Source organism: Bifidobacterium sp. LH_413 (assembly GCF_056357015.1).
Genome location: NZ_JBKEVK010000002.1, coordinates 212,207 through 224,832, shown reverse-complemented (window position 1 = coordinate 224,832; position 12,626 = coordinate 212,207). Strand labels below are relative to the sequence as shown.

Here is a 12,626-nt window from a genome sequence, read left to right as displayed (position 1 = left end):
CCGGCTTGCTCCCCCACGGATGCGGGGAGCTCAAGGCGGGTACCCCCCTCAGTCGGCCTTCGGCCGCCAGCTCCCCCTGAAGGGGGCGCAAAGTGACGGATGTACCTTTGCTCCCCCACGGACGTGGGGGAGCTGTCCGGTCGAAGACCGGACTGAGGGGGAACGGGGCTGACCTCGGAGGGAAGCGCATCGATCGGATATATCCCGATGCTAGGATTGACGCGGTGTCAATGAGGTCACGGAGGTTGCATATGACGGATGACGCTGTACGGGGCAAGGCCGCGCTGGTCAAGGACCTGCCCACCCCGAAGATCTGGGCGTTCGCGATCGGACAGTTCGGCTGGGCGCTGCTCTCCGGCATCATCTCGAACTGGCTCGTGTACTTCTACCAGCCGGACAACGAGACCATCGCCCAAGGCCAGACCGTGTTCGTGCCGCAGGGGCTCGCCGTGCTCGGCGTCGTCACCGTGGTGGGCGGCATCACCGCGTTCGCCCGCTTCTTCGACGCGTTCATCGACCCGGCCGTCGCCTCCCTGTCCGACCGCTGCGACGCGAAGGCCGGTCGCCGCATGCCGTTCCTCAAGTTCGCGGCCCTCCCGCTTGCGCTCGTCACCGTGCTTGTCTTCTGGAGTCCGGTCGACGGCACGAGTTGGGCGAACGCGGCCGTGCTGTTCGTCACCGTGATCGGCTACTACATCGCGCTCACCTTCTACTGCACGCCGTACAACGCGCTCATCGCCGAACTTGGGCACGATTCCAAACAGCAGCTCGCCATCTCCACCGCCATCTCGTTCACGTGGGTGTTCGGCACGGCCGTCGCCTACGTCGCGCCCGTCATCTGGGGCGGATTCGTGCCGATGTTCGGCCGCGTGGACGCGATCCGCGTCACGTTCACGATTATGGCGGCGGTCGCGTTCGTGTGCATGCTCGTGCCGCCGCTCGCCATCCGCGAGAAGGACTACGTCGATTCGCAGCCCACGTCCGAATCGACGGTCGCATCGTTGCGGCAGACGTTCGGCGACGGCGAGTTCCGCAAGTTCGTCTGCTCCGACGTCGTCTACTGGGTGGCGATCACCACGTTCCAGACCGGCCTGCCGTTCTTCGTGACCTCGCTGCTCAAGCTCCCCGAGACCACGACCACCGTCTACTTCGTGCTGATGACCGGCGTTTCCGTGCTGTTCTACGTGCCCGTCAACCTGCTCGCCAACCGGGTGGGCAAGAAGCGGCTGCTGCTCGTCGCGTTCGTGATCTTCACCTGCGCGTTCGCGTTCGCCGGCGCGCTCGGCTCCGGCGCGGTCTCGTTCCTGCCGCCGATGGCGCAGGGCGTGCTGCTGTCGGTCGTGGGCGCGGTGCCGATGGCCGCGTTCGGCATCCTGCCGCAGGCGATCGTCGCCAACATCGCCGACGCCAGCTCGAAGACCACCGGCCAGGACCGTCAGGGCATGTTCTACGCGGCCCGCACGTTCGCGATGAAGATGGGCCAGTCCGTCGCGATGCTGCTGTTCACCGGCGTCTCCACGATCGGCATGGCGTCCGGCGCCGGCTACCGCATCGCCGCCGTGAGCGCCGCGATACTGTGCGGCATCGGTGGCGTGGTCTTCGCCTTCTACGACGAACGCAAGGTGCTGCGCGTGCTGGAGGGGTGACGGGTATGGAAGGGTGACGGCTATGGAAGGGTGACGGTCATACCCCCTCAGTCGGCCTATGGCCGACAGCTCCCCCTCAAAGGGGGAGCGAAGAGGATTGCGCCCCCTTGAGAGGAGGATTGTCATGCGTGTGACGCATGGCGGATTGCGCCCCCTTCAGGGGGAGCTGGCCGGCGAAGCCGGACTGAGGGGGTGCGGAGGGTCCGCAATATGGAATGAGACATGGGCGGCGGTATGTCCAGTTCGCGATGTGAGACGCGGCGAATGGCGTCTTCCCGGCATGGACGTGCCAAAACCGTGACGAAACAAGGATTTCCACCCCGAAAACGTCGCTCCGCATGCCGACTACCTCAATAATCCGCAAAAATCAAGACTGTTGTTCCGGGAATTTTTTCTCTATCGTTCTGATGGATTGTGAAATTAGAGAGGAAGACCCTGGAATGTCCGCGTTGCTCAAGCGCGTTCCGGTGAAGCTCGTCGCGTTCGCCGGTGCGTTGATGATGATCGTGGCGATGGCCGTGACCCCGTTCGCCGCCGTCCCGCAGACCGCGCTCGCCGCCGGCTCCTCGTCCGGACTGTCCTCCGCCACCAGCAAGGCCACGGACTACAAGACGTGGTCCGCGGTCTCCGAGGCGATGGCCGAGCAGCTGCAGGACGGCCAGCAGGAGTACGAGGACGGCAACACGTCCGGCGCGACTTCCGACTTCATGGCCGCGTACAACTCGATCTACGTCGCCTCCAACTTCACCGCCGTCGTGAACTCCACGATCGGCGCGGACAAGCAGACCTCCCAGCAGCAGGCGTTCCAGGACATCCAGAACCTCTCCTACGTGCCCGGCAACAACGATGAGCTCGATCAGAAGATCACCGCGCTCGTCGCCGACCTCGACGCCACCGCGCAGCAGCTCGATGCGAACACCGGGCTCGCCAAGCCGAAGGAGTACGCGAAGGCCCTGCAGGCCGAGCTCGACAAGGAGCGCAAGGAGCTCGACGCCAAAAAGAAGAAGAACCCGGGCAAGGGCAACCGTTCCTGGACCGACGTGGCCAACGAGATGACCCCGATCCTCGACAACGCGTACAAGGCGTACGAGAACGGCGATGGAGCCAAGGGCGCCACGCTCGTCAACGACGCGTACTACCAGTACTACGAGAAGCTCGGTTTCGAGAAGAACGTGATGAACGCGATCTCCGGCAACCGCGTCTCGCAGGTCGAATACCAGTTCAAGATGACCCGTTCCGCGATGAACAAGGGCAAGGACCTCAAGTCCACGAAGAAGCTCGTCGACGACCTCAAGGCCATGCTCGTCAAGGACGCCGGCATCCTCGACGGCGGCGCCGCCGACAAGGAGGGCGGTTTCACCAAGTTCATCACCAGCGCCGTCGGCCAGGCGTTCCTCATCCTCATCCGCGAGGGTCTTGAGGCGTTGCTCGTCGTCGCCGCCGTGATCGCCTACCTCGTCAAGTCCGGCAACAAGCGTTTCACCAAGTGGATCTACCTGGGCGTCGTCGCCGGCCTCGCCGGCTCAGGCATCATCGCCGTGATCTTCACGCTCCTGTTCGGCGGCTCCGGCCCGCAGCAGGAGATCATGGAGGGCGTGTGCGCCCTGATCGCCATGGGCATGCTCCTGTGGACCAGCAACTGGATGCTCAACAAGTCGAGCGTCGAGGCGTGGAACCGCTACATCCGCACCAAGACCGAGGCAGCCGTCAAGTCCGTCTCCGCACAGGTCGAGGCCGGCGAGAAGGTGGCGTTCGGCACGATCGTCTCACTCGCCATGCTGAGCTTCCTCGCCGTGTTCCGCGAGGGTGCCGAGACCGTGATTTTCTATCAGTCCATCTACTCGATGAGCCAGGATTCGAAGGGCATGTGGACGGGCGGCATCGCCGCGGCCGTCGTGCTGGTGATCATCTTCCTGATTATCCGCTTCACCTCCGTGAAGATCCCGATCGGCCCGTTCTTCCTCGTCACGTCGATCCTGATGTCCGTGCTGGTCGTCGTCTTCGCCGGCGGCGGCGTGCACGCGCTCATCGAAGGCGACCTGCTGCCCGCCATCTATCTGGACGGCGTGCCGACGAACGACTGGCTCGGCTTCTACCCGTACGTCGAGTGCATCGTCGCGCAGGTGCTCGCGGCCGTCGCCGTGATCGCGCTGTTCGTGGTCGGTTTCGCCAAGCAGCGCAAGCTCAAGGCGTCCGCAGCGAAGGCCGGTTCCGCGAAGGCCGGTTCCGCCAAGTAAGACTTTCCCGAGTAATCGATAATTCAACCAACAAGCTGTGAAGTCCCTGTTGTGGGGTTCCTTCACTCCCACAAGAAAAGGATAGAGAAATGATGAAGAACAAGAAGATCGCCGCCCTGCTCGGCGTGCTGCTCGCCGGTTCCATGGCGTTCTCGCTGGCCGCCTGCGGCTCCTCCGACAGCTCGAACACCTCCGCCAAGTCAGACTCCTCCTCGCAGTCCTCCGACTCGAACTCCGATTCCTCCGCCTCCGATTCCGGCACCGGCTTCGAAGAGGTCCCGGTCGGCCCGTCCGGCACCGCCGAGGAGCAGGATCAGGAAGTCGGCCCGCTGACCGTCGGCGCCGTCTACTTCCAGCCGATCGACATGGAGCCGTCCTCCATGGGCCTCAAGGCCGCGGACGCCTCCTTCCACCTCGAGGCCGACATCCACGCCAACAAGAAGGGCACCGAGCTCGGCTACGGCAAGGGCGACTTCATCCCGGATCTGACCGTCAACTACACGATCATCGACAAGTCCACCGGCAAGGAAGTCGAGGGCGGCACCGCCACCTCCGGCACCTTCATGCAGATGAACGCCTCCGACGGCCCGCACTACGGCGCCAACGTCAAGCTCGACAAGGCCGGCACCTACCAGCTGAAGCTCTCGATCGAGTCCCCGGCCAAGAAGGGCTGGATGCTCCACGTCGACCCGGAGACCGGCGTCAAGGGCCACTTCTGGACCGAGCCCCTCGAAGTCACCTTCGACAACTGGGAGTACACTCCTCGCCAATGGTAATGACTTGTTGAAAGCCCCCTCCCAGGGAGGGGGCTTTCGGCGTTTTCGCCGGTTGCGGACACCCCCTCAGTCAGGCTTCGCCTGACAGCTCCCCCTGAAGGGGACGCAGACGCTCCCCCACGGATGTGGGGGAGCTGGCCGCCGAAGGCGGACTGAGGGGGCATACGGATATGCAGATAAGGAAAGGGCGCGAATGCTGGAACAATTCGTTGCGGTGATGCCGGGGACGCTGGCACCCGCGTTGCTGGTCATGTGCCTGAGCGTGACGCTCACGGTCGGCGAAGGCAAGGACAAACCGTTCAGCGCCCACTGGCGTCTCTACGGCCTGCTGCTCGGCACGGTCGCGGCCATCGTGTTCGCCGCCCTCAGGGCCACCGCCGTCATCAACCAGCGCACCTTCGTCAACCAGCCGGTGCTCACCGTGGCCGTCGTCGTCGACGTGCTCGCCATCGTGGCCGTCATCGCCGGGCACTGGATCACCACGGACTGGCGCAAACACGCGCCGCTCATGCACGCGGCCAACGCGGTCGGCACCCTCGCCATCGCGCTCACCGTCTTCTACGCGCTGCCGGACGTGATCCTCCAGCTCACGATCTGGGTGGAGCCGGGCGAGACCGCGTTCACGTCCGCGATGCTGCTGCGCGCGCTCGGTTTCGTGCTCGGCGTCGTCATGTCCGTCATCGTCGCGGCGATCTTCCGCACGATGCGCAACACCGCCGTGCGGCCCGCGTTCACCGCGGCCGCCGCGCTGATGATGGCGATCCTGTTCATCCAGCACGCGACCGGACTGCTGCAGATCATCCAGGCGCACTCGCTCTTCTTCCCGCACTTCCTGTTCCAGCCGCTCGTCTGGTCCATCAACCACAACACGCAGATGATCATCGCGCAGGGCGTCGTGTTCGTCATCCCCGCCATCGCGTCGATCGTCGCCGGCTTCCGCACGCCGACGAAACCGCGCGACGGCGAGAACGAGGCCGACGTGCGACGGCACAAGGCGTTCCGCCGTCGTGCCGTCGCCGCGGCCGTGTGGAGTCTCGTCGCCGCGATCGGCGTGACCGTGACGCTCACCGCGGGCGTCGCCGCGACCACGCGCACGATCACGCTGTCGCCGCCGGAAGCGTATTCGCTCAAGGACGGCGTGGCGACGATCCCGTTCAGCCAGGTCGAGGACGGGCATCTGCACCGCTTCGAATACAAGGCGAAGGACGGCACCTCGATGCGGTTCATCATCATCAAGAAGAACGGCGGCGCGTACGGCATCGGCCTCGACGCGTGCGAGAACTGCGGCGACGCCGGCTACTACGAGAAGGACGGCAAGATCATCTGCAAGAAGTGCGAGGTCGCGATCAACCTGGCGACCATCGGATTCAAGGGCGGATGCAACCCGATCCCGTTCCCGTACAAGACCGGCAACGGCAAGATCACGATCCACACCGCCGACCTGGACGCCCTAAGCGCCCACTTCCAGTGATTATGCATGCGCCCCCTTCAGGGGGAGCGGGGTGGAACGTGAGATGGTCTCCCTCGTCAGAGGGAGGCAACAACGGAACAAGGAGGAACAATGTTCTTTCTGCGAATGATCGCGCGGTCGTTCACGCGCCAGCTGCGCAGGCGGCTGCTCATCGCCCTCACCGTGTGCCTGTCGGCCACGGTGAGCGTGGCGATGCTCGGCGTCGTGTTCGACGTGGGCGACAAGCTCAACGCCGAACTATCGACGTACGGCTCGAACATCACCGTGCAGCCGAAGTCGGACGCCGTCGTCTCCGATCTGTACAACACGGAGGGCGCGACGGGCGGCGCGGCCGCCGAATCCGACCCGACGTCGTTCCTCAAGGAGTCCGACGCGGCGAAGATCAAGACGATCTTCTGGGCGTTCAACATCACGAACTTCGCGCCGCAGCTCAACGTGCACGCCGAGGTCTCGGGGGCGGACGGTGGCGCCAAGGCCACCGCGCCGATTGTCGGCACGTGGTTCAACAAGAAGCTGAAGCTCGAATCCGGTGAGACCACCGTCGTGGGCGTCGAGGGCATGCGCTCGTGGTGGACGCTCGACGGCACGTGGCCGAAGGACGATTCCGATCAGGGCGTGATCGGCGCGACGCTCGCGCAGCAGCTCGGCGTCAAGCGCGGCGACACGGTCACGCTCACCAAGAAGACCGCGTCCGGGCAGACGCATACGCAGAAGATCAGGCTGACTGGCGTCTACGATTCCGGAGACGACGAGAACGGTTCGCTGTACATCGCCTCGTCCACCGCGCAGGTGCTCGCCGACCTGCCCGATTCGATCGACAAGATCGAGGTGAAGGCGCTCACCACGCCGGAGAACGATCTGGCGCGCAAGGCCGCGAAGAACCCGGCCGCGTTGAGCCAGGACGAGTGGGAGACCTGGTACTGCACCGCCTACCCGAGTTCGATCGCCTACCAGATCGAAGAGGTGATTCCGGGGGCGGTCGCCAAGCAGGTGCGTCAGGTCGCCGCATTGCAGGGCAACGTCCTGCAGAAGACGCAGGCCGTGATGATCCTGATGACGGTGCTGAGTTTGATCGCCGCCGCCGTGGCCGTCGCGAACCTGATGGTCGCGTCGATCGGCGAGCGTTCCAGCGAACTCGCGTTGCTCAAGGCGATCGGCGCGACCGACGGCGCGGTCTCCCGCCTGATGATGGCGGAGACGGCGACCGTCTCGCTGCTCGGTGCCGTGGTCGGCGCGGGGCTCGGTTCGGGCGTCGCGCAGATCATCGGGCAGGTGGTGTTCGGTTCCGGCATCACGATGCGTCCGATGGTGTTCGTGCTCGTGTTCGTGCTGCTCGCGCTCACGGTCGCGCTGGCCAGCGCTTCGTCGATCCGCTCGATTCTGAGCCTCAAGCCCGCGGAGGTGCTCCATGGTCGCTGATCGTCAAACTATGCGGCCCCCTCTGACGAGGGGGCTGTCAGCGAAGCTGACTGAGGGAGAGACGAGTGGTATGGTGACTACCCCTCAGTCGTCTGTCGACGACAGCTTCCCTGACAAGGGGAGCCAAGAAGAAGGAGGGTTGCGATGACGAATACCGGCATGTTCTTCCGGATGCTGTTCAGTGCCGTGTTCCGCCGCCGTTCGCGTGCGGTCATGGCGGTCATCGCGTCGATGGTCGGCGCGGCCACGCTGTTCTGCCTGGCGATGATCTGCATCGCCGTGCCGCAGCAGATGAACCAGGAGATGCGCGCGTACGGCGCGAACCTCATCGTCACGCCCACCGGTGATTCCGGCTCGAGTACGGAGTCCGACGCCTCGACGTCCGGTGATTCCGATGCGAAATCCACCGGCATCGACGCGGCGATGGTGCAGCACACTACCGAGATGGTCGCGGCGAAGGGCTCGCAGAAGCACGCCACCTACCGTTACGAGAACGTGCGCGTCAACGCCGCGCCGTACGTGATGGCCGGCGTGGACGCCGCGCAGGTGAGGAACCTCAACCATCATTGGGTGGTGGACGGCTCCTGGCCGACCGCCGGCAAGGTGCTCGTCGGCCGCGACGTCGCCGACGCGATGGGTTTGAAGGTCGGCGGCTCGATCACCATCGGCTACCGCGCCTCCGACAACGCCTCTTCCTCTTCGGCCTCCACCGCCGAATCCCCCGAATCCGACGCCGCCTCCCAGTCCTCGCAATCGTCGCAGCAGATGCGCGACGGCCGCGTCAACAGCGACATCATGGACACCACCGGAACCGAGTTCCGCGTGGCCGGCATCGTCGACACCGGCGGTAGTGAGGACTCCATCATCTACGCGACCAACGCCGACGTCGACAAACTCACCGGCGTGAAGCGCGGCGTGGACGTCATCGAATACTCGTCCGGTGCGAGCGATCTGAACGCGCTCGTCGCCAGCATCAACGACATGACGTCGATGCACGTGAAGGCGCAGCAGGTCACGAAGATCACCGCGTCGGACACGCGCATCATCACGATGCTGCAGACCCTGTTCTGGATCGTCTCGCTCGTCGTGCTCGTGCTCACGCTCGTCGGCGTCGGCACGACCATCAGCTCGATCGTCTCGCAGCGGCGCAACGAGATCGGCCTGCGCAAGGCGCTCGGCGCGAGCTCCGCCGCGATCGGCGTCGAGTTCTACGTCGAATCCGCGATGTACGGCCTGATCGGCGGCCTCGTCGGCACGGCGATCGGCTACGGGCTCGCAAGCTGGCTGTGCGTCGCCGTGTTCGAACGCGCGATCGCGTTCAACTGGGCGCTCGGCGTCGCGTCCGTGGTACTCGCCGCGCTCGTCGCCGTCGTCGCCTCCATCCCGCCCGTCCACCGCGCCACCCGCATCGACCCCGCCATCGTGCTCCGCGAGGAATAAGAGGAGTAAGGAAAACCACCATGTTGCTTGAACTCGACCATATTTCGAAGATCTACGGCGACCTGCATGCCGTGGACGATCTGAACCTCACCGTGCCGGAAGGCGAATGGCTGGCGATCGTCGGCTCGTCCGGCTCCGGCAAGACCACGCTGATGAACATGATCGGCTGCATGGACTCCCCGTCGAAGGGCTCCGTGAAGCTCGAAGGCCGCAAGCTCGAGGACCTCAACGCCTCGCAGCTCGCCGACGTGCGCAAGAACATGATCGGCCTCGTGTTCCAGAAGTTCTACCTCGTGCCGCATCTGACGGCCGTAGAGAACGTGATGGTCGCCCAGTACTACCATTCGGTCGTCGACGAGGACCAGGCCATGAAGGCGCTGGAGCGCGTCGGCCTCAAGGACCGCGCCCACCATCTGCCGAGCCAGCTGTCCGGCGGCGAGCAGCAGCGCGTGTGCATCGCGCGCGCCCTCATCAACGAGCCGAAGCTCATCCTCGCCGACGAGCCGACCGGCAACCTCGACGAGAAGAACGAGAAGATCGTGCTCGACCTGTTCCGTCAGCTGCACGAGCAGGGCACGACGATCATCGTCGTCACCCATGACGCGCTCGTCGCCAGCTGCGCCCAGCGCGAGATCATGCTCAATCACGGCGTGCTCGTCGGCGAGAAGTGGAATGACGAGGCGGCGCGCGAGGCGTACGAGGCCGCCGGCGGACGCCCGGCCTCCACCGGCGCGCAGGTCGAGGGCGCGCAGACCGGCGAGACCGCCATCGGCTTCGCCGACCCCACCAAGGCCGCCAAGACCGGTGGCGAGGACTGAGCGGCCGGCGGCTAGGATGGTCGATATGCACGAACAGAGGAACGACAACACACGGAAGGCCGTCAGGACGGTCGCGCTGACGGCCGCGACGTTGGTGCTGCTGGGCGGCGTCGCCGGCTGCGCCGAGTCGAAGGCCACGCCGATGGACGACCAGTACGCCGGCAATTCGGGCGAGACCGAGAAGTCGCAGGAGGAGCAGTCGCAGTCCGGCGACTCGTCGTCCGATTCGTCGTCCGGCTCCGGCGATTCCTCCGCCGCGAAGGACACCGGCAACTACAAGGACGGCACGTATTCGATCAACGGCCAGTACGGTCCGGTGGGCGAGGACTCCATCGACGTCCACATCACAATCAAGGACCAGAACGTCCAGACCGTCGAGGTGATCGGCCACCCGTTCACGTCGATTTCGAAGAAGCATCAGACCGATTTCGCGAACGCGATCAACGGCGTGGTGGACGGCAAGCCGCTCAAGGGCCTCAAGGTCGACAAGGTCGCCGGTGCCAGCTGGACGTCCGACGCGTTCAACAAGGCCCTCGACCTGGCCCGCGAACAGGCCTCCGTCCAGTAGCCATCCAATAGCCATCCAGTAGCCGCCGGTCTTCGGTCTCTGGCCACCGGTCTCCGGGGTTTCAACAGCGTCCCCGTCGCTTTTCGGCGCGACTATTCCCGGGAATACGCGGCTTCGTCCGGGAATCTTTGCACTGATTGGTCCTCAGCGCAATAAATCCCGGAAGAAAGTCCCATTTCCCGGGAAAACTTGCGCTGACCGTGTCTCAGTGCAACTATTCCCGGACGATACCTCAGTTTTCCGGGATTCCTTGCGCCGAACGATGTGCAACCGTGAAGCCGCGTCGCCGTGAGGCCATGTCGCCGTGAAGCCGCGTACACTGGTGGGGTGTCTGAATGGGATACATGGTCATCCGCCGCGCGGACTCGGTCCGCCGCCGCGCGGGCCGGCTCCGGCATCATCTGCACTTGGCTCGCCGCCGCCCGCACTTGGCTCGTCACTGCCCGTCTCTGGTTCGCCGACCGCCGGCCGTCGGCCTTCGCCGTCGCATTGCGCGAGCGCTTCGTCCTCTACTTCGCCCTGATCGTTGTGTGCTGGCTGCCGTGGATCGCGCTCACGTGGCCCGGCGCCATGCGCGACGACACGATGGCCCAATACCTTCAGGCGATGGGCCTGCACCACTACTACACGCAGCATCCGCTGTTCGACACCCTGATTTTCGGGCTCTTCTGGCATCTCGGCGCCGCGGTCTTCGGCTCCCCGCTCGCCGGCCAGGCCGTCTACACGATCGTGCAGGCGCTCGCCCTCGCCGCCGGCATCGCATTCATGCTCTGCTACATCCGCAAGCTCGGCGCGCCCCTGTGGCTCGTCACCCTCGGCCTCGTCTACACCGCGACGAGTTACGTGGTCGTCGCCGCCTCGACCACGATGGGCAAGGATTCCCTCCACACGGTCTTCTTCCTCCCGATGGCGGTGATCTTCGCCGAAACATGCCTCACGCGCGGCCGCGTGTTGCGCTGCATGCCGGTCGCCGTCGCGTTCACGTTGCTCACGTTCGCGTCCGTCGCGTCGAAGCGCACGGCCTTGCCCATCGTCGTCTGCGCCGGCATCGGATTGCTGTGCGTCTGCGCCGGGAAGCCCCGTCGCGATGATTCCCCCGTCGGCACCGCCGCGCCGCGCCTCTCCGACCGCGTTCGCGCCGCTATCTGCCTTGTCGTCGCCGTCCTCCTCGCGCAGACCGTGTTCGCGCCGATCGCCGCCGCCGCGACCCATGCGACCCCGTCACCCGGTCGCGAGGTCTGGGGCATCGTCACGCAGCCGGTCGCGCGTCTCGCCCACGACGACCCGTCCGCGATCGACCCCGCCCAGCGCCGCGCATTGGACGGCATCATGGATCTCGACAAGGCCGCCGCGACCATCAATCCGCACCGGTCCGACGAGACGTTCCACACGCTCAAGGAGCCGCGTCGCGCCGACGACGGCACCGTCGTCGCGCCCGGCCCGACGACCATGCAGAAGCTCGCGGCCGTGCGCGCGTGGGCGCGGCTCGGCCTCGCGCATCCGCTCGTCTACGCGCGCACATACGCCGCCCAGACGCGCGGATGGTGGGATCCGCGCGTCAACTTCGCCTACCCCACGGACTCCGACTACCTGCTGCGCGGCGGCTATCTGAAGCAGTGGTCCACGTATCTGACCGCCGCCGAGGTGCGCCGCGCGGGCGGCGGCACCGGCGGCTCCGGCACGTCCGCCGGGTCCGCGCGCATGGCCGCCATCGCGCGCGACCTCGCGCCGCTCGCCGGCACGTCGGATAAGCCACGGTGGCAGCGTGGCACGTTGCGTTCGGTCCGCGACTGGGTGCGCGGCACGGGCGCCGGCACGGTCGCGGCGGCCTCCGGCACCGCCGCCGGCAATCCGTTCACGTCGATGGCGCTCTATGTCACGTGGATTCCGTCGGCAGCCGCGATCGCGTTGATTGCGGAGTCGGTGACGCGACGTCGTCGTCGCACCGTCATCGCCGGTTCCCGTGATTTCCGTGATTCCTATGATTCCCATGATGATGGGGGAGCGCTCGCGGGCGTCGACGCGTCGATCGGCCCGCGTGTCGCCGCGTTCGGATTGCTGGTCTTCACCGTGATGTCGCTGTACGCCTCGCCCGAGGCACTGTTCTGGTATCCGATTCCGGTGTTCTATGGTCTGCCGCTGTTCACGGCCCTGCCGTTCCTCCGCGATGCTCACGGCTCGCTCCATGCCTGATACGGTTCGCTCCGGGATTCGGCACAGAAAACCGTGACAAACCCCGGAGCGAACCGTG

Annotated in this window: 9 protein-coding genes; all 9 read left to right on the top strand. The window is 65.6% G+C overall.

All coding sequences use genetic code 11. The features are described 5' to 3' along the window. Window positions 1–251: 251 nt before the first annotated feature. The 9 genes from AC1AYN_RS05220 to AC1AYN_RS05180 all read left to right on the top strand — a co-directional run bounded on the left by AC1AYN_RS05220 (window position 252) and on the right by AC1AYN_RS05180 (window position 12,568). On the top strand, window positions 252–1,646 hold the full coding sequence (locus AC1AYN_RS05220; protein WP_476532435.1) for an MFS transporter: 1,395 nt from the start codon (window positions 252–254) through the stop codon (window positions 1,644–1,646). A 497-nt stretch (window positions 1,647–2,143) separates the two neighbouring features. Continuing rightward, complete coding sequence (locus AC1AYN_RS05215) at window positions 2,144–3,883, top strand: FTR1 family iron permease (RefSeq protein WP_476532586.1); 1,740 nt, start codon at window positions 2,144–2,146, stop codon at window positions 3,881–3,883. Window positions 3,884–3,972: 89 nt separating this feature from the next. Continuing rightward, complete coding sequence (locus AC1AYN_RS05210) at window positions 3,973–4,659, top strand: iron transporter (protein WP_476532434.1); 687 nt, start codon at window positions 3,973–3,975, stop codon at window positions 4,657–4,659. A gap of 193 nt (window positions 4,660–4,852) precedes the next feature. Beyond that, window positions 4,853–6,130, top strand: coding sequence for a Fe-S-containing protein (locus tag AC1AYN_RS05205; protein ID WP_476532433.1), 1,278 nt, complete (start codon window positions 4,853–4,855; stop codon window positions 6,128–6,130). A 90-nt stretch (window positions 6,131–6,220) separates the two neighbouring features. Next, on the top strand, window positions 6,221–7,549 hold the full coding sequence (locus tag AC1AYN_RS05200) for an ABC transporter permease (RefSeq protein ID WP_476532432.1): 1,329 nt from the start codon (window positions 6,221–6,223) through the stop codon (window positions 7,547–7,549). Window positions 7,550–7,693: 144 nt separating this feature from the next. Then, complete coding sequence (locus AC1AYN_RS05195; RefSeq protein WP_476532431.1) at window positions 7,694–8,989, top strand: ABC transporter permease; 1,296 nt, start codon at window positions 7,694–7,696, stop codon at window positions 8,987–8,989. A 20-nt stretch (window positions 8,990–9,009) separates the two neighbouring features. Then, window positions 9,010–9,807: an ABC transporter ATP-binding protein gene (locus AC1AYN_RS05190; protein WP_476532430.1), complete on the top strand. Its 798-nt coding sequence runs from the start codon at window positions 9,010–9,012 to the stop codon at window positions 9,805–9,807. Window positions 9,808–9,832: 25 nt separating this feature from the next. Next, entirely contained in the window at window positions 9,833–10,375 is a 543-nt protein-coding gene (locus tag AC1AYN_RS05185) for an FMN-binding protein (protein WP_476532429.1), read from the top strand. A gap of 327 nt (window positions 10,376–10,702) precedes the next feature. Continuing rightward, complete coding sequence (locus AC1AYN_RS05180) at window positions 10,703–12,568, top strand: DUF6020 family protein (protein ID WP_476532428.1); 1,866 nt, start codon at window positions 10,703–10,705, stop codon at window positions 12,566–12,568. The last annotated feature ends 58 nt before the right edge of the window (window positions 12,569–12,626 follow it).

Excerpts from the sequence above, each read along its gene's own strand:
- AC1AYN_RS05200 (WP_476532432.1), top strand. The coding sequence starts at position 6,221 with ATGTTCTTTCTGCGAATGATCGCGCGGTCGTTCACGCGCCAGCTGCGC.
- AC1AYN_RS05215 (WP_476532586.1), top strand. The coding sequence starts at position 2,144 with ATGATGATCGTGGCGATGGCCGTGACCCCGTTCGCCGCCGTCCCGCAG.
- AC1AYN_RS05220 (WP_476532435.1), top strand. The coding sequence starts at position 252 with ATGACGGATGACGCTGTACGGGGCAAGGCCGCGCTGGTCAAGGACCTG.
- AC1AYN_RS05195 (WP_476532431.1), top strand. The coding sequence starts at position 7,694 with ATGACGAATACCGGCATGTTCTTCCGGATGCTGTTCAGTGCCGTGTTC.
- AC1AYN_RS05185 (WP_476532429.1), top strand. The coding sequence starts at position 9,833 with ATGCACGAACAGAGGAACGACAACACACGGAAGGCCGTCAGGACGGTC.
- AC1AYN_RS05210 (WP_476532434.1), top strand. The coding sequence starts at position 3,973 with ATGATGAAGAACAAGAAGATCGCCGCCCTGCTCGGCGTGCTGCTCGCC.
- AC1AYN_RS05190 (WP_476532430.1), top strand. The coding sequence starts at position 9,010 with ATGTTGCTTGAACTCGACCATATTTCGAAGATCTACGGCGACCTGCAT.
- AC1AYN_RS05205 (WP_476532433.1), top strand. The coding sequence starts at position 4,853 with ATGCTGGAACAATTCGTTGCGGTGATGCCGGGGACGCTGGCACCCGCG.